Source organism: Candidatus Zixiibacteriota bacterium, from assembly GCA_029860345.1.
GTDB lineage: Bacteria > Zixibacteria > MSB-5A5 > GN15 > FEB-12 > JAJRTA01.
Genome location: JAOUBJ010000001.1, coordinates 490,846 through 515,883, shown reverse-complemented (window position 1 = coordinate 515,883; position 25,038 = coordinate 490,846). Strand labels below are relative to the sequence as shown.

The following is a 25,038-nucleotide window of genomic DNA, read 5'->3' as shown; positions in this document are numbered from 1 at the left end:
TAATCTATGTCCGAGTAACTGTACGTGATGTAGACACTACTGTCAACGGAAATTCCGAAACGCAGGTGCTGTCGGGCGAGGTCGCCTGATAGCTTTGATCTTGTGAGGCTGCCGGCGCGGCGGATTACGGTCTCGGCAACCTAGTGTCGAACAAGGCAAAACCAAGGAATCCCGCGTGGCGCGGGATGTCAGGACCGCAAGTGGTCCTGACCTACTGCTGAAGAGGCAACTCCTGTATCCGGACAAATCGAAATGGACCCTATTGACTAACATCTGCTCTGCGTATAATATGTATCAAACGGTTTTGCAAAGGAGTGCCTATGGCTGCCTATATCATGGCCATGACCCTCAATCCGAACGCCAAGAAGCAACATGCCGATTTGCCGCACCAAATCGACGAGTCGATGAACGCTTTTGCTCGGCACGGCGTCCATGTCGATCAGTTGTTTGCCACGCTGGGGCGGTATGATTATCTGGCCATGTTTAGCGCTGATGATCAAACGGTTGCTTTCAAAGTGGCCTCGGAGATTAACGGTCTGGGTTTGTTGGAGACCGAGACCTGGCCGGTGATTCCCTACGACGACTACCAGCAGTTGCTGGTCTGAGAGCCCTCAGATTTCGGCTCACAGAAAAACGACGAAGCCCTTGAAGCGGCAGATGTAGTTGCACGCTAAACAACGGCGTGACGGCGCTCGCTCCAGCGGCGATGGACTGTTGATCGGTGGTCGGGAGCGCCACTTCAATCACGGGATTTACTACGCCTACATCGAAAAGCCTTGCAAAAACAGCGTTAATCCCTATAATAGTGGATAAGTAGACTGAATTTTCTATTGTATCTTCTCGGACAAGCTCCATGAGAGGAGCTTACCCAGGAAACAGACCATATCGAGTTCTCAGATACTTCGGAAGTCTCATCAGGAGAGATTGCGAATATCAAAAACGCAGGACCCGTAAATCGCAACCAGACAGACACCACGAATGGAGTGTTTCTATGCGGAACTTCTATGTTAGTCTAACTCTGACTCTCTTCGGAATACTGTTTTCGACATCCGGCGTGATGGCCGGTGTTTATGTTGAACTGGTCGACACCACCGATTGGGAAATCTTCGACACCCTCCCGACCAATGAGCCCTTGACCTGGTATGTCAAAGCGGATAACGACGTCGGCAGTACCGTAACCTCGATGTCCAACAGTATTAGAATATACTCGCTGCAAGGAGCCACCTGGCAGGTGCCCACGTATGCTGTCGGTCCGGACTTCACCACTTACTTCGACGTCAATGGTATAAACGTCCTTAGTTTGGATGGCATCAGCGACGATATGATAGGCATATCGGCGCTGGCCTTGTTTACGTCTGGTATGCCCGATGGACAGACCGGTCTGGAACTCTTTCGATTCAGCAGTGAGATCAGCGACACCGATTTCGGGGATACAATCTGTGTGGACACCGCCATACTCACGCCCACCGGCGCGTGGATGTGGGCGACGTCGAGTGGGTCAGCCCCACCTGGTTGGGGCGGGCCGTACTGCTGGACTATCGGTGGACCGAGCACCTGCTATGCCGACGGTGACGCCAACGACGACGGTATCGGTCTCAGCACCGGCGATCTCGTCTACCTTCACGCTTTTATCTTTAGCGGCGGTCCGGAGCCCCCGCAACTCTATAGCTGTAATCTGAACGGCGACGACGTGGTCGATGTGGCCGACTTTGAGCTCTATGAGGATTACTTCGTGTTCGGCCTAAGCGTGTTCGATCCCTATGGCGGCTATCCCGTACCCAGCCCGTGCGATCCGACCCCGGTACCTTCCTGCTGTACCGGCATCCGCGGCAATGTCGACGGTGATCAGGAGGAGAATACCGACATCTCCGATCTGGTCTACACGGTCGATTGGATGTTCCTCGCCGGCGATCCACCGCCCTGCCCACAGGAGGCCGACCTCAACGGTGACGATGTCGTCGACATAGCAGATTTGGTCTACATAGTTGATTTCATGTTCAACGACGGGCCAGCGCCGGGGGCGTGTCCTGGACGGTGAGTGTCCAGCGGAAAAATAAAACCAAGCGGAGCAGGATTTATGCCTTCTCCTGTTTTCTGTGGTCGGTGACTAACATTGGCGGACTTTCGTTGCGGAAATCGGTTAAACATTTCATCGATTTGCACGTCCAATATTGCAGGCAGGAAACGACGTTTTTTTAGATTTCAAGGACCCTCGAAGCGACTCGATAATAGGCCTGCGGGTCAGTTTTTCCGTGCGAAGACTGTTTTGTTTGTGTAGAATATAGTGCGACAATCGGAGGAGTCAGTTCAAACGGAATGACTGACGCAATCACTTAGGCACAGGATCAGTGCCGACACATTCATAGGAGGGAATCATGAAAACCACACTTGTAACACTCTTACTGGTGAATTGCCTATTTGCGACCGCATGGTCCCATGATGAGGGTATCCCGGACACGGTCAGAATCGAAGGGGACACGCTCCAGGTGGGTGTATCGATGCCGATCAGAATGGCCATTGCCAACGATTACAACATCCGGTTGTTCAGTTTCGGCTTGATTTCGAAGACACTGGACGGCGGATTCGCCAAGGCCGACTCGATTATCTTCGTCAATCGCATGGGCAGTCCTGAGGTGTTGGAATGGCGCATCGTAGTCTTCAGAGACTCGGGGGGAGTGTCGCCCGACATGACAATTGTGTCGGCGCGGACTTTCGCCAACCCTGTGATGCTGGCGCCCGGCAACGATGCTGTTTTGGAATTATACCTGACCGGGCTGACGCCGGGTGAGATGGTGGTCGATAGCGGGTTCTTCCCGCCCGTCGGAAAGTTCGAGATAATCCATGAGTTCCCTCACGGGGACTATTGGCCGTCATACAGACCTCAGTTTGTCACCGATACCCTAACGGTCATTCAGGGCAGTCTGCCACCTTTATTGACTCTGCCCGACGAAGAACCCAGCACCGATGCCGGGACCAAAGTGTCATTCAAAGTCGAGGCCGAGTCGCCGGAGGACAACGTCGTTGAAATTGAGTTGACCGAATTTGCTCGTTTGGAAGGTGGGGCCGGGACGCCTGTCAACGCACCTTCGTTGAACGGTAACAACCCGGCTCACTTCAGTTGGCTGCCTACCGAGGCCGATGTAGGGCTGTGGTCGGCCGGCTTCCGCGCCTGCGACGTGACCGGACCCTGTGTGAACGGCAATGTGACCATCCAGGTGGTAACTGATGATAATTATCTGGTTAGCTTTCACCAGGTCGAGACGGTCGATGCACCGGGGACCCTGGCTATGGCTCATGCCAACACCGATGACGACCCCAAGCCGGAGTTGTTCATCTGCTCAAGCGGTTTGTTGAAAGAGATCACGGCCTCGTTGTGGGACTTGAATGCTAACATGACGCTCTCAAACGTCTACAGTTTTGGGCGCGCTCGGCCGTTCAGAACTCCGGTAGTTGGACACCTGAACAACGATGCATACCCCGACGTGGCCATTGTCAGCACTTTGCCGCAGGGATTGCAGGTCTTCTACTCCGATGGCAACAACGGATATTGGTGCGACAGCATCAGTCTGCCTTTGGTCGACTCGCGCGGCGCGGTTCTCGGTGAATTCACTCGTGATCAGTACCTTGATTACGTTTACGTCGGAAGCAGCGGCATCCGCATTTGCGCGGGTAGCGACGATCCTGTATTCTTGCAGCCAGTCCACTTCGACATCGGTGAAAAGGCAATGTCGGTCAACTCGGCCGACTTTGACGGCGATGGGTTGGATGATCTGGCTGTTGGAACCGAGAGCGGGTTGAGAATCTTCAAAAGCGACGGCAGCGGCGGGTTTGAGTTTATCGAGTTTCACAACCAGACCTACGGTTCGCTTGACATCGAGATCACCAACTCAGGTTCTGATTTCAATAACGATAACATCTACGACCTCTGTTTGGCCACGCCGTCGACTTACGGTAGCCATAGCGAAATTGTGGTCTACCTGGGAAACGGCGACGGTACTTTCGGGCAGAGAGTCGTGCGCTCTCCTTTGGGCCATGTCATGGCCAACTGTGCGGGTGATTTCAACAACGACGGCGACCTCGACATCGCATACGTCAACGGGAGCGAAAACTACTGTGCCGTTCTGTTTGGCGATGGTGACGGAGATTTCACCAACGAGTTGAGATTTGAAATCGAACACTTCCAACCCCTGCGGATGGACTGTTTCGACGCCGACCTCGACGGCGATTTGGATATCGTGGTGGCTGCCTCGGGTACCCTCACCGAAGGAGCTTCACTGATACTCTTTCGCAACCAACTCGATCCGCACGGATTCATGACCATGCCGATAGTTGTATCGGCCCTGGACAACGCGGAGATTGAACTTCGCGCGCCGAGCGGCCAGGTTGTAAACAAGATGCGAAGCTCTGTTTCGTCCGGTGAGTACTATCGCCGAAACGTCAACTTGAACACCATCCTGGACGACGGCATCACGGTAGGCGCTGTTGAACCGGGCACCTATGCCGTCAAGGTGCAGCCCAAACCGGATGCGAACAAGGCGGACGAGACGTTTTCACTGGAACTAACGGTTGGTGGCTATCCCTATCGATTCGCCGACAAAGCACCGATGTCGACCCAGGGATACGAGTTTGGGCTCTACCCGTTCAGCCGCTCCCCGGTTTACCCGCCGCCGGGTGTCTATGTATATCGCTCCGAGTTTACTTTTGAATGGGAAGGCAGCGGCAGTTTCGATTTCCAATTGGCTACCGACATTGAGTTCAACAATCTGGTGGCCATCGCCACGCCCTCAGGCAGTTACCTCCATTCGCCACCCTTGGACACGGCCCTTGCCGACCTGTACTACTGGCGGGTGAAACCGGTCGGCGCAGCCGAGTACTCTTGTGTTTATCCGTTCAACCTGAGACTGGCCGACTGTCTTGTTGGGGGTAACGTAGATCATGACGATGACGGAATAATTGCCCTGTGGGATCTTGTCTGGCTGATCGATTTCATTTTCAAGGGTGGTCCTGAGCCGCCGAATCTTGATGAAGCCAACATTAATGGGCTTGGCGCCATAGACATTGCCGATCTCGTTTACCTGGTGGATTATCTATTTACCGGCGGCCCGCCACCGGTACCTTGCAGGTAGGCTGGGATCGTCTGGTCTGATTGGGCTAATGGTTGGACACGGACAACACAGCGACTGAGTTGGAGAAAAAATACGCCCAGGAGGAGTCGAACCCCCAACCTTCTGATCCGTAGTCAGACGCTCTATCCAATTGAGCTATGGGCGCATTCCAGCCCTGAATAAACCGCCACACCTCAGAAAGTCAAGGTTTTTTCGGGACCGGTACCGCCTGGGAAACCTCACCGCTCGTATTGTATAGACTCGATCAGTTCGCGCACCTCGCCGGCCTGTGGGCTGTCGTCATCCACCAGCTTGAGATACTGGTCGAGATATTTCACGGCAGAGTCCGGTTGCTGTTGGTTCAACCACAAAAGTCCCAGGCTGTAAGCGGCTTTGTCAAACTCGGGCTCCAGTTCAACTGCCCGTCGCAGATATGACACCGCCGAATCCGGCTCGGAAACGCGGTCAAACGCCAGCCCGAGTTGGTAGTGAATCAGGTGGTTGGCCGGATCACTCTTCAGCGCCCGGTCCAACAAAAGCCCGGCCCGCTCAAAGTGTTTATTGGCGTAATTGATCAAAGCCAGCCGGTAACAAGCCTCGGGATGGGTCGGGTAACGCTTCAGAGCCGCACGATAGTTGGCCACGGCGCCGACCGGGTCTCCGTCTTTCTCTAACTCCATCCCCTTCAGAAAGTACTCATCGGCTTGGGATCTTTCGGCGGACTCTTCGGTGTCGGATGTTGACTTCATCAGAATGGCCAGCGCCAGCAGAGCCGCCGCAACAATGATAACCCACCAGACGGCTTTTTGTTTTGAGGCTGGGGAAGGGGTGGGCATCGGAGAGAGCCTACGATTGTGTAGTCAGATAGATGATGGCTGCCGCCAAGATGACAAAGGCTGCAAATATGACGGTAAGTAGTAGCTTATTGGGCGAGTCGTTAACAGGCGACGGCTGTTCGTCGTTGGCAGTTTCCGCCCGATAGTTTGCCATCTGCTTAAGCCAGGTGTCCTCGATTGCCAACAGTTCCGGGTTTTCGGAATCAAGGGTGAAGACATCGAGTTCGTCAAAACTGGATGGTGAAGTTTCCTCGACTCTGAACGCAATCACCGTGACGTTGTCGGCGCCGCCACGGTCGTTGGCCATCTGAATGAGGTCATCGACGATCCGTTTGAGGTCACCACCTGCTTTTTCAGCCGTTGCGAATATCTCATCGTCCTCGGCGAATCCGCAGAGACCGTCCGAACAGAGGACAAACGTGTCGCCCGGATCGACAAATACCAAACGATAGTCCACCTCGACGTTTTCACGAACCCCGAGAGCACGCGTGATCACATTTTTGCCGACCGAGCCAAGTCCTTCCGCTGAAGACATCAGTTGCTTGGACTGCATCTCAGCCACCCAGGAATGATCGGTGGTCAACGGCACCAACTGTCGTTCTTCCAAGCGATAGGCCCGGCTGTCGCCAACGTGCGCCACCGACATAACATTGTCTTCAAGCGCTACGGCCACCACTGTCGTGCCCATGCCGCTCAGGGCCGGATCGTTGGTTGAGCGGTTGTGGATTTCACGATTGGCCAGACGGATGGCCTTTACCAAAAGCTCTCCGGACGACGGCAAGGTTTGTTCCAGAGCCAGGTCCGGATCGGCCAGAAGTTCGTCGTGAAGATGCTTGAAGATCGTTCGAATAGTTTGCGAGGCCGACTGCGAGGCAACTTCGCCGGCTTGATGCCCGCCCATACCGTCGCAGACAGCCAGGACATTGCTCTCGCGGTCGATGTGGAGAGTATCCTCATTGCCGGGCCTGACCAACCCTACGTCGGTTCGCCCGACGACATTATAACGAAGTGCCACTATGTAACCCTGCTGTTTTCAGATTCGTTCACGGCTATTTGGTCCCTTCAACGAAACGAAATTGACCTGACGCAATATCAGGAAAGTGTGCTTGTCTGACAATAAAAAAAACCCCGATTAGTCAATCGGGGTTTCATAAATCTCAATTATTTGCAGGTGCCGTATGGCGACTCACCTGACTGCCCTGTCAACGAGTTGGGGCGCGGTCGCCCAACACCACTACTTCAGCAGCACCATCTTGCGGGTTTCCTGTCCCAAGTCCGTCACCAGACGGTAGAAATAAACGCCGCTGGCCAGCGATGAACCATCATACTCGACTTCGTGAGTACCGCTCGGCATCGTTCCGAGATCGATCTGCTCTATCGCCCGTCCCAGGACGTCGTAGATAGCCAGACTCACCCGGGAGCGTGACGGCAGCGTATACGAGATTGTCGTACTCGGGTTGAACGGATTCGGGTAGTTCTGAGCCAGTTGAATCGAATTGGGCAGAAGCCCCGCGCCGTCATCGCCGACATCGGTGGGAGAGTGGGAGGTCAGTAAAACTTCACCATCGACAAAGACAGACACATCATTCAATGAGTTCACTGTGTAGCTCAGCAGGTCGGCTGCCCCGTCGGGGGCGTCGGTGGGGATCAACACCTCAAACGACAGGTACACTTCCTCGCCGGGATTGGCATTGACCAACCCTTTCGTTTCGACGCTGATGCCCCAACCCAAATCGGATTCAGCCGTGATCGAGTACTCATCGAAGACATTACCCACATTACGAACGCCGACCACAAACTGTACCCATTCCTCGGGCTGGCCTTCTTTGGCTATCGGCGGGTCGGTCAGTTCGATGGCGTAAACGTCGGATGCATCGACAGTGACCTGCAACGAGCCGGTGGTCGTCTCAGAGGCATCGAGCTCTGAAGTGACGGCGAATTCAACGGTGTCGATACGATCACTTTCTGATGATCCCGGCCAGATGGGCAGTGAAACATCAAAGTAGACCGAAACCACTTCGCCTGAAGCGGCGTAGGTGAAACCGCTGGGGATGTTCAACGACCAGCCTTTGGTGGATATCGCTTCGACCGTGTAGAAGTCCAAGCCGTTGCCGCAGTTTCTAACGTCAATTTCGACCCGGACAATACTGTTTGGCTTTCCGATCCGATCGGCAGGCAGATTGATCGGACTCAGGCACATCACAGCATCATCGACAGACAGATTGACCTCAGCCTGCGCCTTGTCCTGCCAGTATAAATCACCGTCAAGAATCGATGTGCTTGGATTGCGATGATTCACCGTGAACGTGATCAAATCGCCGGTAAGCGCACCTTCATCGATATCGTCTGAGTAAATATCATCGCCGTAAGCGAACAACATCCCAAAAATGCCGACCGTGTCGTAGTTGGCGCCCACGGTAAAGGAACCGCAGTGAACACCATCGGGATCGTATGCGTCGATCTTGCTTCCCTGGGGTGCCGGCTGTCCGTTGTAGAACGCTTCGCCGATGAATCCCTTGTACCACGGTGTAGGTGTTACACCGGCGGTCACCGCCAAAGCCAGCATCAACACCAACCCTATCGCCAGACTTCCGATCGTGTATCTCTTGTTCACGCTTGATCCTTATCTCTTCCCGACCGGCTTCTAAACCGATCGGTGGTTCATTACTTTCAATCCAGTACGGCTTGCGCCTATTTCAACAAAGTCATCTTCTTCGTTTCAGTGAAACCTTCGGTCTTCAGGCGGTAGAAGTATATGCCGGAAGCAACAGCTTCGCCAGCGGAATTTGTACCTTCCCAAATGACCTCATTGACGCCGCTTTGGGCCACGCCGTCGAACGGTGTCGAAACCAAACGACCGAGTACGTTGTAGACTTCAATGGTCGCCTTACCTGAGGTCGGCAGGACGAAACTGATGGTCGTTTTGGGGTTGAACGGATTCGGATAGTTCTGGCCGAGCGAGTACTTAGTCGGCAGCGTGCCGTCCGAGTTACCTTTGGCCGTCAGGGCAGAGATTTCCATTTTGCCGCCGGTAGCACCGCTGAATGTAAAGTCCTCGTTGGTTTCCAGGCCGTTTATGCGCAGCGAGAACGCCTCGCCGGGACGGGCGCCGTCGATTTCGTCGGTTGTCTGGTCGTCGCCATAGACAGCCATGAATCCGAACAGACCATCCTGCTCGACTATGAAGCGGCCGATCATAAGACCCTCTTCGTTGTGAGCACTGACTATGCTGCCGGCTTTGACCGTGGCGCCGTCGACAGTCAGACGCTCTGCGTAGACGTTCATCCAACTGTTGGTAGCGGTGACGCCCTCAAGGCTACCCTTGGCCGCGAAGATGTGGCGGTTGGGCTGCGGCGCGATTTTTGGCCCTGCGCCCGGATAGGCCAGGACGCCGGGGAAGTCGTTCTTGAGCCAGTAACCGCTGCACGGACCCATTTCCAAAAGATCGTTGTGCAGGATATCACCCGGCTGATAGACTAAATTGCCGATTGACGGGTCCCAACCAAGCGCTACGATAAGATCGTCGTGAATCGAAGCCAGCGCTTCCTCGGTCGGGAGATTGTAGTCCGGCAGATAGGAAACAAGGTTCCAGCCGTTGATCAACGGAATGCCGGTCGTTACCGGAACCGCCTCACCGGCGATCTCAAGCGTCACATCGCAGTTAACTTTGATCCAGTAGCCTGAGAGATGGTCGACGAATTTCAGGTTGGAGAACATCGGCAGGTTCGGATCGTAGGTAAGACCCTCGCCCTCGAAGCCGAGCACGACTTCCAGACAACCTTCGATAGAAGCCAGCACCTCGATAATATCGTCGTTTTCGTGGTCGACATTCCAACTCACCAGGTTCCAGCCTTCCAGCAGGTCACAACTCTTGACAATGATATCCCCGACATCCAGACAAACCTGGTGGATATCACCATTGGCCGTCCACACCGTCGGGTCGGGAGTGTAGGCCTGGACGCCGTTGACATAGAGGCGGATGTTGTCGTCGGGATCGGCCCCTTCGTCGACGTCTGGAGTATACGGATCATCCCGGTAGATGGGCATGAAGCCATAGCGTCCGGCTTCTGAGACAAACCAACTGCCGCAATGTACGCCGTCGGGATCAAAGGCATCGATCACCGAACCGACCGGCAGCGGAGCGTTCATGTAAAGATTGGTCTCGCAGTAGAAGTTGACCCACTCCAAAGTTGGCGTGATCGGCTGCACCGGGGTCAGCACTATCATGATACCGGTTTGGGCGAAGTTGATATTCTCCACCTTTCCGGGGTAGTAACCTTGTTTGTAAGCGTAAACATCGAAGGGAATAATCTCAGAGTCAAAGAACTCAAAGAGACCGGAGGCATCCGAGTGCGTCTGATCGTCCCAGGTGTCATACGGGAAGTCGGGCCACAGTTCGACCGTGGCGCCTTCGATGGAGTGACCGTTCGGATCGACGACGTAGCCGCAGACATAGTTTTCGGAAGTACCGATGACGATACCACCGTTGATTATCGTCGGTACCACCGAGGCCGGTCCGGAACCGCAATCGTAGGTGAAGATCGGATCGGGTAAGATGCCGGTGATCGGGTAGAATCCCGGCGCGGCATGGCCATGTACGTTGAAGTGCATGGTCATCAATAAGCCGGTCGCGCCCGGGATCAAACTCTCACCGGCCGACACGGCGGCGGCGAGGTTAAGATCGTCGTTGCCCAGCGTGACACTTTTGTTGGCCCAACTTTCGATCAGGGAGCCTGCAAACGATATGGAGTCAAGTTCCACCAGGTCGTTGGTGGTGAATTCCAGCCAGACATCAAGCTCGGCCAGATCGCATAGGAACTCCATCGAAATCGGTACCGCCACTCGTGCACCCAGTACGGCGGGCACGGTGGGAATGCTTATAACATCGTCGTCGGAGGGCGGGATAGTCACGTTCAGGGTGACGGTGAAGTACTGTGTCATGGGCTCACAGACAACATCGGGATTGCCAACGACGGCCACAACCGCTTCATAGGTGTTGGCTTCCAGGGCCAGTCCGTCCACGCTGATAGTAACTGTTTGCTGGCTGCCACCAAACAGCGGATCGACTGTCAGCCAACTCTCGCCGGCCGTGACGATCTCGAAATCAAACGGTAACTCATCAGAATAGACGGTGAGATACTGGTCGTCCGGATTGACGCCGTCGGCGGTTGTCATATTAAACACAAATTCGGTTTGCGACAGAAACATCTCAACGCACGGCGGCGGTAATACAGTCACAGACACAGCGCAGGTATCGGCGCCGCAAGAGTTGGCCGCAATGAACGTGGCGGTGAAACTGCCGACGACATTAGCGCTGAAACAGACGGTGTCGTTGGCCCAGGTGACTTGGTAGTCCTGATTGTCAACAAGGATCTCAACCTCATCGGCGCCTGCAATCATCATTTCCTCACAGATCAGGGCGTCGGTTGAGTCGACCGTCACGCTCGGTTCATCGGGGCAGCTTATGACGGGTCCGCTGCCCATAGATACATTGATAACGACCTCGCAGAAAGCTTCACCGCAGGACTCCGAGACACCGAGATTAATAACATATTGGCCGGCCGTGTCGGCGTTGAAACACAAAACATCATCTGCCCAGGTGCCGTAGGAGACGGCCACCGGGAGGACGCTGTTCTCAATTACCAGGGGTATGCAAATGTCCCCGGGAGCACAGAGGAATTCATCGATCGGCAGGTCCGGACAGGCAATCACCGGCGGGAACAACAGCGTTACATCGACCGTGAAATCACAGGTATCGGCGCCGATGTCGTTGGTGGCTATCACCGTGAATGCATAAACTGCTTTACCGGGATCGAGATTGAAACAGAGTTGGCCCGCTTCCCAGGTGCCGTTGCTGGAGGTTACGGTCGTGGCACCAGAGATGGCCAGGGGAAAACAAGCAAACGAGCCGGCACAGCCTTCCAAGGCCAGAGGCTCGGTCGGACAGTCGATAACCGGAGCGGCCGGTTGTTCACCCACTTCAATCAGGATCGAGCAGGTGTCGGCGCCGCAGGCGTTGGAAGCTATTACAGTAGCTGTGAACGAACCGTTTATGTCGGCATTGAAACAAATCTGATTGTTTGCCCACGTTGCGGTGTAATCTTGATTGTCACTGGTAACCGTAACCGCATCGGCGTCACTGATTGGCAAGCCGTCGCAGATAGTCGTGGCCAGATTGGTTATGACAATCGGCTCGGTGGGGCAGGTGATGACGGGTGCCGGGTCCCAGGAGACATTGACCTCGATATCACAAGAAACAGTACCACCTGAGTTGGTGGCTTCAACATGGAAGCCCATCGGGCCGGTAATGTCTGCCGTGAAACAGAGCTGTCCATCAACCCAGGTGGCGCCTTCAACTGTTACCGTCTCAGCATCGGTAATAGCCAGCGGGATGCAAATCTCTCCACCGGGGCAGGCCGATGCAGCCAGCGGTTGGTCGGGACAGTCAATCGTCGGCGGTGGTGAACCCTGACCGATAGCATAGCAGTGGGGTCCATCCCAGGCGGGGAACACATCCGGTCCGGCCCATTTCCAAATACCGGACGGGGGATAGAAGGCTGAATCCAGACAAAGCGTTTTGCCCTCATCGGCAGCCGTGAGGGGGCCCACGTCCAGAGTGTAAGCGACAACGTCAAACCCGGCCGGCAAGCCGGTACCAAAGAAGCGGAAACCACCGAAGCCGATAGTATCGGCGCCGGAGCCTGTCACGCTGAAGGGGCTGATAAAAAAGCCACCGTCAAACTGCGCCTTACCGATGCCTACGGTGTCACCGACCGTGGTATTCCAGCCGGCTCCTTCCGGAGAATAAATGCGGAATCCGTTGGTGATACCGCCGTGGGCGTCGCCATCGCCGGTAAGTCGGATGTGGTAAGTTATCGGGACATCGAGCTCCAGATAGTTGCCGGGATTCAGTCCGTCAACATGGTCGAGCGACATACTTTGACCATAAGCCAGGCCGAACGGCAAGATCAACATGGCGCCTATGAAGACCAGATTTCTCAATCTCATACTGCTTATTCTCCTGAAAAAGCTCTTTAACAACACAACTTATATCCGACTCGTAAAAAACCGAGTCGCTATATCTCCCCGGGGAGCCGTTTTGGTCCCGGCGATATTTTTCTGACATGCCTCAAAGCAAAACCAATGCCGCCGCTGGGATGACCTTTTGGCCATTGATGCCTGAGATTGATGGAAACCATGTCATGTATTCCGGCCGATTATAGCCTCAAGGGACAATCCTCGGCACTCCGAGTTTTTCAACAGACAAATGGCTTCCCCAGTTTAGGACCCAGATCAGACCAGTTAAATCGTGGCTGCGGCAGTCAGTAGAGCCGCCCGTGTGCAGCCTTCATGTCAGACCAAGCAGGCAGTAGTAATGGCCTTCTTTGTTTATACGTGGGCCAGTGGCAAACTATGCCATCGCCCATGAAAATATAGCACTTACGCTTGGAATGTCAAGGGCTTAGGACCTAAGCCCTTGGCGCCTGAACTATCTTTGAACAGCTTGGTCAGGATCGCGATAAACGGCGTCTGCGGACCTCGAAAAAGGCCAGCACCAGAAGAGCGCCGCAAAGATCGGCAAAAACGTCGTAAACCGAGGCAAACCGGCCCGGAATCAGAGATTGGTAGAACTCGTCAAAAACCGCAAACAGCGTCAGAAAAAGTGCAGCGAAAATGCAACCTCGCCCCAGCCGGTTCATCCAGTCCCAGTTGGAAAACGAACGAAAAGTAAGAAAGGCAAAAAGGGCGTATTCCACAAAGTGCGCTGCCTTGTCAAAGGCGATATTCCGCACTTGAGGCGTGTGCAGGTCCGGAATCGATGAGATCGTGATTATCAGACCACCGTACAGGATCATCGGAAAATGGTAGTACAGAAAGCGATGCCATTTTCCGCTCGGGTTTTTCGAATTCTGCATGGGCGAATGGTTAAACATATTATTGATTTCGGTCAACCAAAATGAGTAATTCACCTGTGTCGTCAGCGCCCGGAAAGAGCGGCTACGTTACTCGGTGGCCCAATTGGCCGCCTGATAGAAGGAAGATGTCGATGTTGCCAAAGTATCTATCTCCGCCCAAAGGTGAATTGACGACACCCACCCAGACCAATTTTACCAAACTGCTCAGCGTCATGGCGGCGCTGGCCTTGGTGCTGGTGGTGGGCACGATCGGGTTTGTCATTATCGAAAACATGGCTCCATTTGATGCCTTGTATATGACGGTGATTACTCTATCAACTGTCGGCTTCGGTGAAATCACGCCACTGCATGATGCCGGTCGGGTGCTGGCTATGTTGTTGATCGTTTTCGGGGTCGGGCTGGGTGCTTATGCAGCGTCGACAATTGGACAGATTATTCTGGAAGGTCAACTCAAACAGGTTTTTGGCAGGAAGAAAATGGAAAAGAAACTGAAGAAGATGAGCAATCATCATATTATTGCCGGGCTCGGGCGGGTAGGTCGCCAGGTGGCCGAGGAGTTTGCCCGCCGCAAGGTGCCTTTTGTCATCATCGAAAAAGAACCGGAACCGGAAATGGAAAACGGAACCAACGGCTTTGTTTTTCTGAAAGGTGAGGCGACCGACGACAAAGTCTTACTGCATGCCGGGGTCGAACGGGCGCGGACACTGATTTCTACTTTGCCCGACGAAGCTCAAAACGTATACCTGACCCTGACGGCTCGGGCAATGAACAAGGATCTCCACATTATCGCGCGCGCCGATGTCGAAGGAGGAGAGAAGAAGCTAATGAGAGCCGGGGCCGACCATGTCGTCTCGCCGCACGTTCTGGGTGGCCACCGCATGGCGCTGGCTTCGCTACGGCCGAACGTCGTAGACTTCATGCACATCACTACCCTGGGTGAGGGTGGATTATCAATCGAGGAAGTGGTCATACCGGATGGGTGTCGGTTAGTCGGCAAGTGCATAATGGATTCCGGCTTGAAAAATGACTACGAGGCGACGATTATCGGCATAAAGAAAACAGGCGAACAAATGTCGGTTGCGCCTGGACCTCAGACTCTGCTGGAGACTTCCGACACGCTCGTTCTGATCGGCCCGACCGACGGCCTCGAACGGCTTGGCGAGGAGCTGAGTATCTAGGCGACAGATCGCTTTTTCGAGCTATGCGCGTTTCTGGGTGGCACCCTCAGACCCGGTTTGGGGGTGACTCCTCTTAATTCCCCGCCCCAAACAAGGTTTGAGACGGCCACCCATGGCCGGCCACCCCGTTCAAAACGGAGGAAGCGGATCACCGCCGCCGGTAACTTCAGAGGTTCAATTATGAAGTCGGGTCGATGTTTGATCTGGTCGGGCTCGACGGATGCCCGAAAGAGAAAACCGAATCATAGAACAAGGAGTGAAAGCGAGTAGACAAACTCAAAAAAGAACCGTTGCCATGAGAGAAAGTACGTCTTAGATTCCAACATCACCCGTCCGATTTGTGTGGAGACGTGTGGATGTGAGAGGAGGATGGATCTGGTATGGAATGGGTATCGAGTATTTACAATCAACTGAATATGGCATCCCTTGCTGCAGGCGCCATCCTCGGTACTGTGTGTGGCATGTTGATTCCGAGGATCGCTGTTTCTCTATCATCCGCGATTATGAGTTTCAAAAGAAATCAGCGAAAGAAGTTTCTTGAGTCCGGTAAGGTACACAAGTGGCTTCTCGATTATTATCGGGGCAGAGGAGCACTGAACGATCTCTATGTTTGCGTTATTGGTGGAAGTGAATCAAGAATACCCTTTTTCACAAAAAGAGATTGGCAAGGGACTACGCTAATAGCGCCTCATTCCGATGATATCGTAGTTCACAAACAAGCTTCACCCTATGTTGCTAAAGTAAACATGCGAATGCTGAAGAAAAGGCATAATCTGGGGCAAAGGATTTTTGGTGGCGGAGATACTCTTTGCCTCGATAGAATAACAGATCATGGAAGCCTGCAGTTACACGTCAGGCGTTGTCGGTTTTACCAAATGGCCACTGCGCTAGTATCCCTTGAAGAAGAAACATTCAGAACTGCCAGGTGGGGGAGACTCTTCCATACTCCAATTCGAGATGAGAGCTTATCCAGCCTGGAGGTAGCAGGAAAAGTAAACACCCTACCTTATTCAACAGGTTGCACTGTAGCGCTCGCCTTTCGAGAGGAGAATAGCTATGAACTCGCTTTGCATACGAGATCACACTCGACAATGACATTTGGTGGTACTAAGGCAGTAATTCCCAATTTTGGGTTAGAACCGAATTCATCTGAACGAGGGAAAAGTGAATACAGCATATTATTTCACAACTTCCTGCGGGAGTACTGTGAGGAATTATTCGATTACGAACAACTCATTGATACACAGAAAGAGCGCCGCCCCTCTCCTGACTGGTTTACGCAGTTGCCAGAAGCATCAAAGATTCTTGAACTGCAGTCTGATGGGAAATTTGAGTTGTATTTTTTGGGTTTTGGGATCGATGCGTTGAATGGTACTGGCAACATAGCTCTCTTAGCGATAATCGAGGATATCGACACTATTAAGTCAATAAGGATGTCAATGAAAGCAAACTGGGAGGTTGGGGCGGGAAGCTCCACCAGTGAATCTATTGAGTTTATCGATATTTATGATGAACGGTTGGAGACATGGTTGAAGAACCACAGGATTCAATATGGAAGTGCATTCACTTTGGCTTTGGCCATAAAACAGCTAGAGGCGCTTATGGAGAATCGAAAACTAAAAGGCACCGATGATCAGGTTTGATAGTAACGAGTATTGGCTAAAAACCACTTGGGACAGATACTCTCAGTTGCGAGAGGTTCCGACGAAGATCAGAGAGGAGTTCTTGAATCAGGAGGCAATGTTAATTGACAGCCTTGGAGTAGTTGTAAATCGTGGAGAGGCACACAAACGAATTCAGTTGTTGGACTTGGCTTGCGGAACCGGGAGATTCTCGAAGATCGTTTTAGACCTCTTCGGAACAAAGTGCATAATTACAGCGCTAGACTTGAACCAATCTACACTCGATATGGCGGAGCAAGTGTTTGGTGACTGTGTAAAGACCGTATGTGCAAATGCTTATAATGTGGGCCATATGTATCCATGTGAGTTTGACGTTGTTATTTGTATGGAGTTCTTTCATCATGTTTCACAACTAAGAATTCTATTGAATTCAATAAAAGACTCCTTGAAACCTGGCGGCGTTCTTATTGGGAGTTGTTTTCTAGAAGAGAAATACAAGGAATGGGATAGGTGCAAATATGGTTACACAAGATCATTCATTAGGTCTTCAGCCAACAGTTTAACAAAGTTCTTTTACAAATGGATGCCCTCAACAATCCAGGCGCTGGTGCGTGAGAAAGGGTTTGCACGGATAGAGCCTGTTAATGGGGACTGTTTCATCGAGATCTTAAGCAAAGACTATGTTCTGGAATTTGAGGAAAGAAATTACTACCTGTTTTTCAGGGCATCATTACAGTGATCCCGGGGCTGTTATTGAGCGCATGCCAGTCAATGAATCACATACCGTGCAAGTTCAACCGACCTCCTACATTGATCACTGGGTGGCCAAACCGCCCACGACATCCGAACACACCGTTGCGCCGGGTCCTTTCCCGCTGAAAGCGGGTGAGACTCTGCGCTTGGACGACCAGCAGGGTCACACTCCGCCGCGGCGGACCAGGACCCTGCTGAACGGCGATAAACCACAGGGGTTTCGACCTACCGTTACAGCCCGAATACCCCCACCATCGCTTGACAAACAGAGCCCTGTTGGTATATTATCACAGCACAAAGACACACCGTTCGTAATCAGGCGAGGACAGAAACCATGAAATGCACCTATGTGATGACTTCAATGTTCGGGCTTATTCTGTTTGCGGCAACATCGTTGGCCATACCCCCGGTCGGCTTTGAACCGCCCACTTACAATCAGGAGCGAGCCTGGGACAACGAAGAATATATCAACGCCAATAGTATTCTGATGTTCGTGACCAACCACGGCAATTTCGGACGCGACCTGGCCGGGGTATTTGGATACGACGGCGGGACTTTTTTCCCATTCGTATCAATCGACAACATAGAGAGTGGTGCGCTGACCAATTTCGTGCTCTACTCAGTCGGTCTCTGGCTGGGGGGCAAAGTCGACGGCCAGACACGAGTAGCCATAGCCGAATACTCCGACGAATATGTTCCGGGTCCGATGGCCAACGGAACTTATCAACCGGATGATCCATCGTTCAAGGTCTACAAACTTTACCGCGATAGCCTGGCCGACAATCCCAACCTCGATTATTTGAACTGGCCGGTCCAACAAGGTGCGCCGGTGAATGAGTTGGGCCAGCCGCTGATGCTCGGTGACCAGATGCTCTGGTCGGTTTTCAACGACGCCGACCCGAACCAGCACCTGAACGACGCCGGTGAAACGGCTCCGCTGGGTATCGAAGTCCAACAGACCACTTGGGCATCCGGTGGGCACGGGGAGGATAGTATCGTTGTAACTAACGAGATTGAAGTAACTCAGGCCGGGTCCTCAGAGGTCGAGGTGCATGCCTTTGTTACCGACCAGTCTCAGTTGACGTTGGATTCTTATGCAGTTGATATCTTCAATGACCCGGTCGCAGGTCCGATGTGGCAGCTGCGTAATGTCACCAATGCAACCGTTCTCATTGCCGACCAGGCTAACTTTTCCGGAACCACGATGCACACAGACGAGGGATTCGCAGTCCAGGTGGAGGCATCGACCTCGATATTTGGATCGTTTCAGGTGGTGGCAAACGGCGCCGGAGAGCTTGATCCGCCGGAATCGGGCGCTCATCCCACAGCCGGTTTCCCGGTACCGACCGACGTAGACCCCGACGGCTTTCCGACCGATGGGCAGCAAGTCGGCGGTGGGCGCTGGTTGTTCCATACCGGGGACAATGGTGGCACCTCGGGTGGCGGAAACCGTGGATCATTTGAAGCCTTCGAAGTCCGCGTTACTCGCAACGGTGGTAATGACGGCGTTATCGGCAACTGTGACTACGAGATGCGATTTACCGGTGACAACAGCAATCCCGGTGTGGGAGGAAGCTACGCGGTCGAGGCATTCGAGGATGACAACGTTTTTTGGGTGCCGTTCGAGTTGTGGAACACAGGCGTCGGGACACCGGATGATCCGAGTGATGACATTCGCCTGATCCCCCTTATAATCGATTGGAACGAAAACAACATCTACAATCTTGAGAACTGGGGGTCAGGTCCCGGTGGAACCTGCTCAGGCGCATGTGAGCACTCCGTATCCGACGGCGATGACGATCCCTTTACCGACTGGGTCTACTGGTACACATCGACCGACATGTCACCTGGTGAAGCCGGATACCTCGAAGCCGAAGCGGATATGCTGGATGGAAATGGGTATAGCTTCGCGAACTTGGCAGACGAAGTCTTCGCCCGCACTGTTCTGGTTAGCTGGAACGGTGGTGAAACGCCCCCCTTTGATCAGGAGTGTCCCGAACAAGGTACCGTTTTCAGAATTCTAACGCCCGATTTGGAACTTGATGCCGATCTGTTTACTTTCATACCAAGCTCCGCCATCAGCACTGTTGCCGTCTCCCCCGACCGGACAATCTATACCAAATACAAGCTGTTCAACAAAGGCGGCAACGTCATCGAGGACGCCTACATCTCGCTCTGGGCCGATCCTGATCTCGGTGAATACACAGACGATCTTGTCGGCTGCGACACCATGCTTGATCTGTTCTACTGTTATAACTCCGACAACCATGATGCCGGACATTATGAAGACACGCCACCGGCGGTAGGTTTCAGAATCATGTCCGGACCGATTGTACCCGGCAACCCTGATGACACCGCCGATTTTGACGGCGTGCTTATGCCGGGGTACAAGAATCTGCCAATGACGGCTTTCAGCAAGTATATCAACGGGACCGACCCGAACAACTTTGTGGAAACATACAACTACATGAGAGGTCTCTACGCCAACGGTACTCCGTACATGTACAACGGGAATGTACTGTCTTTTATGCACTCCGGTGATCCGGTAACAAACTATGGTGACCTGGACTTTGATCCCTATGACCGTCGCATGATGGGTAGCTGCGGACCGTTCACAATGATGCCCGGCGACAGCCAGTATATCTTCATCAAAATGGCTGTCGGTCAGGGTCCGGACCGGTTGTCGTCCATCACCGCACTGATTTGGGAGTTGGTTAAACCACCGCCGCTCCCGGTCGTGTTTAAGACAGAGATCGACCCCGACCCGGTGTCCATGATGATGCTCAACGCTCTTGAGCCTGTCGAGGCGGTGATCACTTTTGGATTCGATGCGGATGCTGAGACTTATAACGAAATCGATTTTGCTTCATTGGCTCTCAACGGATTGCCGCCGGTCGATTCGATGGTGGTTCTGCCCGGTTGGCCGGGCTTTCAGGGTGCCGTGGCCAGACTATATTTCCCCTTGGCCGATCTTCTGACACCTTATCAGCCGCTGTTTGATTTTGTGCAGCACGGCTATACGGTAAGCGGTCAGTATGTCGGAGTGGAGTTGTTCAGTTTCGAGACCGAATTGACGATTTACGGCCATCGTTCAGGTGATCTGAACCTCGACGGCAAGATTGACATATCTGATTTGGTCTTTATGGTGGAGTATTTCTTCACCGGCGGACAGGCGCCTGAGTTGTTGGAAACAGCGGACTTAGACCAAAACGGCAACTCCGATATCACCGATTTGCTGCTGATGATAGAATTAATGTTCGGTCAATAACCTGATTTTAGTGTATATTGGTCTCTCCGAGCCGGACGCTATTTGCGTCCGGCTTATTAATTGGCCGAATTCGCCGGCCGAAGAAAAAGTTTGCGTATCGGACGGCCAAAGCAGAGATTAGCTCAGTCGCCGGGGGCTCGAAACCCTGGCCGTTGAACTTGGAAAGAAATGAGATGAGGATAGTCATTGTCGGTGGCGGTGTGGTCGGCTACAGCCTGGCCGAACACCTGCTGAAAGAAAAACATCAACTCTCGATGGTGGAGTCGGACCCGGAGTTGTGCGGCCAGATATCGAGTAAACTCGACATCCAACTGCTCAACGGCTCCGGTTCATCCCCGTCAGCTTTGCTTCAGGCAGGGCTCGACGGCGCCGACATGGTGCTGGCCGTGACACCCAATGACGAAGTCAACATGGTGGTGTGCGCTTTTGCCGCTCAGTACAAAGTTGGCCGCCGTATCGCCCGGCTGCGCAATCGTGAATTCTCAGAAGAGCAATCGGCCATCGACCTGGAGAAGATTGGCGTTACCTCGGTTATTCATCCGGAAAACGTCCTGGTCGATCATATCATGCAGTTTGTCGAAACTCCACATGCTGTCGAGTCGGCCAATTTCGAGTCCGGGAAGATTCTGATGCGGGGTTATCGGATTACCGAATCCATGGAATTGGCCGGCAAAACGCCGGGTGAGATTCGCAACGAGATCGCCCCGCATGTCGTGCTCTTCGCTGCTGTCGTGCGCAACGGCAGTGGAATCATTCCCGATGGTGATGAGCGAATTCAACCGGGCGATATACTGTACTCACTGTTCCCACGGGAATCGATGGATAGATTCCTCGAACTGGTCGGGGTGGAATCCAAGTCGAGTCGCAAAATTGTCATTACCGGCAATTCCTATTCAACCGTACAACTGGCCGAGGCTCTGGACGATACCGACCACAAAGTGGTTTTTGTCGATCCCGATATTGAGCACGCCGAAAAATGGGCGCCCGAATTCAACAATGTCGAAGTGATCCACGGCGACTGCACCGAGCACGACGTCCTGCGCGAGATCAATGTCGATGCCGCATCGTTCTTCATCGCCTGTTCCGACGCCGCGGACTACAACATGCTCTCAGCCCTTCTGGCCAAATCCGAAGGTGCCCATGAAGTGATGGCTATCACGACCGAGTCACATCACGGCAAGATATTTTCCTCTATAGGGATCGACCATGTCCTGAACCCAAGGCTGACCACGGCGCGCGAGATTCTGGAGACAATATCGCGCGGTCATATCGGTGCGGTGGTGCGTCTCTCCGACGTCGACATCGAAGCGGTACGGTTCAATGTCGAACTCCACAGTTACGCAGCCGGGCGGCCTATCAAGAAAATGTCAAGCAAGCTTAAGAAGGGTTCGATAGTCGGTGTCGTGGTGCGCGAGGATCGTATGATCCTGCCGAGTGGAGATACAGTGATTGAGGCCGGGGATCATGTTATCATGATCACGCACCACAAGAATCTTAAGGCGATATCGAAACTGTTTCAAGCGCAATGAGGCCGCTAACACAGGTGGATCATGCATAAAACAGCCGTCGCTTATACTGTCGGCAAGCTAATGCAGGTGCTGGGGCTGGTGCTCATGGTGCCGTTGGCTATCGGCATTTATGACGGCTGGTCGACCGATATTTCCTCGGCCTTTCAGTTGCCGGAAGTCAGCGGCTTTGCCGTGGCCATTCTGTTTTCGCTTCTTTGCGGAACCGCTTTGGCCTTGTTGTTCAGGCGGGGAAGTGGTTATCAAGGGGTCAAGGAGGGCTATGCAATCGTTACCTTCGGTTGGTTTGCGCTGGCCTTTGTGGCCGCTATTCCTTTCTGCCTTTATTTCATGGCCGGCCGCGCTGGCAACCTGGGCGGTATAGCTTATGCCTTCACCGATGCCTATTTCGAAGTCATGTCCGGGTTCACCACTACCGGCGCAACCATTCTAAGCGACGTTGAGGCCATGCCGCGCTCGTTGTTATTCCTGCGCGCTCTGACCCACTGGTTGGGTGGGATGGGCATTATTACTTTGGCTATAGCCATCCTGCCGACAATGGGTGCTTCCGGCTACCAGATGTTTCGCGGCGAAGTGCCGGGACCCAGCAAAGACAAACTGATGCCACGGCTCAAGCAAACCGCGTCCATCCTGTGGGGTGTCTACCTGATTTTCACGGCGGCCGAAACCGTTCTCTTGATGGTCGGTGGCATGAGTCTGTTCGATTCGGTCTGCCATGCTTTTGCAACCATGGCCACCGGTGGCTTCTCCAACAGTAACCAATCTATCGCCGGCTACAACTCTGCCTTCATCGAATGGGTGGTGATCATCTTCATGTACCTGGCCGGGGTGAATTTCGTCTTGCACTTTCGCGCCCTCCGGGGCGACGTCCGTTCGATGTTGACCAACAAGGAATTCCTGTTCTACAATGGCGTCATCGTGGCGGCGGTGGTGGTGATCACGGGTGTGCTCTATTTCGGCAAGCTCGACACGGCGGAAGCCACCAGCCAACACTTTCGAAACGAACCGATGACCACTGTCGAATTCAATGAGCACTACAACGATCAACAGGCCAAGCTTGAGACTTTCGGACATACTTTTCGAGTGGCTGTCTTTCAGACGGTGGCCGTTGTGACCACGACCGGGTTTGCTACATTCGACTTTGATCTCTGGCCTAGTTTTCTTTTGATACTGATGGTGACCCTGATGTTCTTCGGTGGTTGCGCCGGGTCCACCGGTGGCGGCATGAAAATGATTCGAATAATGATCGTAGTGCGGATGGCCATCAATCAGTTGCGCAAGCTGACCCAACCCAGGCTGGTTGCGCCGGTCAAAATCGGCGAGGAGGCAATCGACGACAAGTTGATCATTAACGTGGTCACTTTTTCAATCCTGTTTGTCGGGCTGTTCGTGGTGGTGGCATTCCTGATGACCTTGTTCGTGCCCGACCTGACCACGGCGGTGGCTTGTTCGATAGCGACTATCGGCAATATCGGTCCTGGTCTGTCCGGTGTCGGCGCGATTGAGAATTATGGTTGGATTCCGTTGCCGGGTAAGTGGATTCTAGTGTTCTCTATGCTGTTGGGTCGGCTTGAAATATTCACAGTGCTGGTGATTTTCCGGTCGTCGTTTTGGCGGAAGTGAGTCATAAATGATTCTTTTGCGCTTCGCGGTGATGAATCACTTCTCCGAGCTTCGCAGTGATAAATCACTCATTGCGCTTCGCGGTGATAAATCACTCATTGCGCTTCGTGCGTCCTTCGCCTCACTCTGAGTCGTCCCACCTCATGCTGAGCGGAGTCGAAGGTGATAAATCACTTTTTCGCGCTTCGCGGTGATAAATCACTCATTGCGCTTCGTGCGTCCTTTACCTCACTCTGAGTCATCTCACCTCATGCTGAGCGGAGTCTTGCAGGGCGGGTCCGTCTTCGCCTGCGCGCCGCGGCGTGAACCTGCCTTTATCGGCAGGTCTGAGGACAGACCTGCCCTACTATTTTAGCAGGATCATCTTGCGGGCGTTGATCAAATCTCCGGCCACGATGCGATAGTAATAAACTCCGCTGGCGACCGGCGTACCGTCCTGACTGTGACCGTCCCACACCACTCGATGGAGTCCGGCCGAAACCGGCGCATCTACCAGCAGACGTACTGTCTGGCCAAGAGCATTCAACACCTCCACGCGCACTTGCGAGCGGGTCGGAAGATTGTACTCTATCGTGGTCGAAGGATTGAACGGATTGGGATAGTTGGCTGACAAAATGTAAGATTCGGGCATGCCCTCACCGTCGGCCGGCGCAGCCATCGGTAGAGCGGGCGTGTATGAAACGTCCAACACCGAGCGACGCAGTACAAAAGTCGGGTCTGGGCGTTTCGAGTCACCTGAGGAACCGCTTATTACGATTTCCAAGTCACCGTCCTCAAGGACAGACTCATGAACGCTGATCGAATCGGCCAGGTCGGGTCCGATGAGAAAGTGACGCCGACGGATACTGTCAAGGTCCAGCGAATCGACCGTGACTTCCAACTCGCCGGTGGCAGCGTTATGCAGGAACAGTTTCAGCTTGACCAGCCTGATGACACCATCCGGTATCAGGGATGGGTCGATGTCGTTCACCGAGTGAACGAAACTCAGATATGACGTCGCTTGGCCGAACTCGTCGTTGCCGGGCAGCACTGCGCTCCAGTACACTTTGGCGCTGTCATCGGACAACGAAGTCCATCGGAGTGTGGCGTCATCATCGATCTGTTCCTGGTAGTAGGCGTCGGATGCGAAAGCGCCGGACACGACAACCATCACCAAAGTCAAAAGGGCAAGGCAGATTCTCATGTTTATTTCCTCATAGGTTTATTGGCTA

General features: G+C 53.5%; 16 protein-coding genes and 1 tRNA gene. 10 read left to right on the top strand and 7 right to left on the bottom strand.

Translation table 11 applies throughout. From position 1 onward, the window contains the following. Positions 1–320: 320 nt before the first annotated feature. From OEV49_01760 to OEV49_01745, 4 genes are all read left to right on the top strand, one after another. Positions 321–605, top strand: coding sequence for a GYD domain-containing protein (locus OEV49_01760; protein ID MDH3889782.1), 285 nt, complete (start codon positions 321–323; stop codon positions 603–605). 58 nt (positions 606–663) lie between these two features. Beyond that, on the top strand, positions 664–813 hold the full coding sequence (locus tag OEV49_01755) for a hypothetical protein (protein MDH3889781.1): 150 nt from the start codon (positions 664–666) through the stop codon (positions 811–813). A 178-nt stretch (positions 814–991) separates the two neighbouring features. Next, positions 992–2,038, top strand: coding sequence for a hypothetical protein (locus OEV49_01750; protein MDH3889780.1), 1,047 nt, complete (start codon positions 992–994; stop codon positions 2,036–2,038). A gap of 337 nt (positions 2,039–2,375) precedes the next feature. Further along, complete coding sequence (locus tag OEV49_01745) at positions 2,376–5,126, top strand: VCBS repeat-containing protein (protein ID MDH3889779.1); 2,751 nt, start codon at positions 2,376–2,378, stop codon at positions 5,124–5,126. 71 nt (positions 5,127–5,197) lie between these two features. Here the strand turns inward: OEV49_01745 and OEV49_01740 are convergent. The 6 genes from OEV49_01740 to OEV49_01715 form a co-directional block, all read right to left on the bottom strand. Then, positions 5,198–5,271 (bottom strand) — tRNA-Arg (locus tag OEV49_01740). Positions 5,272–5,344: 73 nt separating this feature from the next. Further along, positions 5,345–5,941, bottom strand: a complete 597-nt coding sequence (locus OEV49_01735; protein MDH3889778.1) for a tetratricopeptide repeat protein — start codon at positions 5,939–5,941, stop codon at positions 5,345–5,347. Positions 5,942–5,951: 10 nt separating this feature from the next. After that, on the bottom strand, positions 5,952–6,956 hold the full coding sequence (locus OEV49_01730; protein ID MDH3889777.1) for a protein phosphatase 2C domain-containing protein: 1,005 nt from the start codon (positions 6,954–6,956) through the stop codon (positions 5,952–5,954). 219 nt (positions 6,957–7,175) lie between these two features. Continuing rightward, positions 7,176–8,555, bottom strand: a complete 1,380-nt coding sequence (locus tag OEV49_01725; GenBank protein MDH3889776.1) for a T9SS type A sorting domain-containing protein — start codon at positions 8,553–8,555, stop codon at positions 7,176–7,178. Positions 8,556–8,632: 77 nt separating this feature from the next. Beyond that, entirely contained in the window at positions 8,633–12,949 is a 4,317-nt protein-coding gene (locus tag OEV49_01720) for a T9SS type A sorting domain-containing protein (GenBank protein MDH3889775.1), read from the bottom strand. Between the two features lie 500 nt (positions 12,950–13,449). Continuing rightward, positions 13,450–13,911: a VanZ family protein gene (locus tag OEV49_01715; GenBank protein MDH3889774.1), complete on the bottom strand. Its 462-nt coding sequence runs from the start codon at positions 13,909–13,911 to the stop codon at positions 13,450–13,452. A gap of 77 nt (positions 13,912–13,988) precedes the next feature. Between OEV49_01715 and OEV49_01710 the strand changes: the two genes are divergently transcribed. From OEV49_01710 to OEV49_01685, 6 genes are all read left to right on the top strand, one after another. Further along, positions 13,989–15,035: a potassium channel protein gene (locus OEV49_01710; GenBank protein ID MDH3889773.1), complete on the top strand. Its 1,047-nt coding sequence runs from the start codon at positions 13,989–13,991 to the stop codon at positions 15,033–15,035. A gap of 380 nt (positions 15,036–15,415) precedes the next feature. Then, positions 15,416–16,678, top strand: coding sequence for a hypothetical protein (locus OEV49_01705; protein MDH3889772.1), 1,263 nt, complete (start codon positions 15,416–15,418; stop codon positions 16,676–16,678). Then, entirely contained in the window at positions 16,665–17,396 is a 732-nt protein-coding gene (locus OEV49_01700; GenBank protein MDH3889771.1) for a class I SAM-dependent methyltransferase, read from the top strand. Before OEV49_01705 ends, OEV49_01700 begins: the two co-directional genes overlap by 14 nt. Positions 17,397–17,744: 348 nt before the next feature. Continuing rightward, a complete protein-coding gene (locus tag OEV49_01695; GenBank protein ID MDH3889770.1) occupies positions 17,745–20,678 on the top strand; it encodes a dockerin type I domain-containing protein in 2,934 nt (977 codons plus the stop codon). A gap of 173 nt (positions 20,679–20,851) precedes the next feature. After that, positions 20,852–22,207, top strand: a complete 1,356-nt coding sequence (gene trkA, locus OEV49_01690; GenBank protein MDH3889769.1) for a Trk system potassium transporter TrkA — start codon at positions 20,852–20,854, stop codon at positions 22,205–22,207. Positions 22,208–22,228: 21 nt separating this feature from the next. Then, positions 22,229–23,827: a TrkH family potassium uptake protein gene (locus OEV49_01685; protein MDH3889768.1), complete on the top strand. Its 1,599-nt coding sequence runs from the start codon at positions 22,229–22,231 to the stop codon at positions 23,825–23,827. A gap of 346 nt (positions 23,828–24,173) precedes the next feature. On the opposite strand, the gene OEV49_01680 is transcribed toward OEV49_01685, so the two are convergent. After that, the gene (locus tag OEV49_01680; GenBank protein ID MDH3889767.1) at positions 24,174–25,010 is read right to left on the bottom strand and encodes a T9SS type A sorting domain-containing protein; all 837 of its coding nucleotides are present in this window, start codon (positions 25,008–25,010) and stop codon (positions 24,174–24,176) included. Between the last annotated feature and the right edge of the window lie 28 nt (positions 25,011–25,038).

Bases quoted from the DNA above. Each gene is read 5' to 3' on its own strand.
- OEV49_01735 (MDH3889778.1), bottom strand. From the start codon at position 5,941: ATGCCCACCCCTTCCCCAGCCTCAAAACAAAAAGCCGTCTGGTGGGTT.
- OEV49_01750 (MDH3889780.1), top strand. From the start codon at position 992: ATGCGGAACTTCTATGTTAGTCTAACTCTGACTCTCTTCGGAATACTG.
- OEV49_01695 (MDH3889770.1), top strand. From the start codon at position 17,745: ATGAAATGCACCTATGTGATGACTTCAATGTTCGGGCTTATTCTGTTT.
- trkA (MDH3889769.1), top strand. From the start codon at position 20,852: ATGAGGATAGTCATTGTCGGTGGCGGTGTGGTCGGCTACAGCCTGGCC.
- OEV49_01760 (MDH3889782.1), top strand. From the start codon at position 321: ATGGCTGCCTATATCATGGCCATGACCCTCAATCCGAACGCCAAGAAG.
- OEV49_01705 (MDH3889772.1), top strand. From the start codon at position 15,416: ATGGAATGGGTATCGAGTATTTACAATCAACTGAATATGGCATCCCTT.
- OEV49_01700 (MDH3889771.1), top strand. From the start codon at position 16,665: ATGATCAGGTTTGATAGTAACGAGTATTGGCTAAAAACCACTTGGGAC.
- OEV49_01710 (MDH3889773.1), top strand. From the start codon at position 13,989: ATGTTGCCAAAGTATCTATCTCCGCCCAAAGGTGAATTGACGACACCC.
- OEV49_01680 (MDH3889767.1), bottom strand. From the start codon at position 25,010: ATGAGAATCTGCCTTGCCCTTTTGACTTTGGTGATGGTTGTCGTGTCC.
- OEV49_01720 (MDH3889775.1), bottom strand. From the start codon at position 12,949: ATGAGATTGAGAAATCTGGTCTTCATAGGCGCCATGTTGATCTTGCCG.
- OEV49_01685 (MDH3889768.1), top strand. From the start codon at position 22,229: ATGCATAAAACAGCCGTCGCTTATACTGTCGGCAAGCTAATGCAGGTG.
- OEV49_01745 (MDH3889779.1), top strand. From the start codon at position 2,376: ATGAAAACCACACTTGTAACACTCTTACTGGTGAATTGCCTATTTGCG.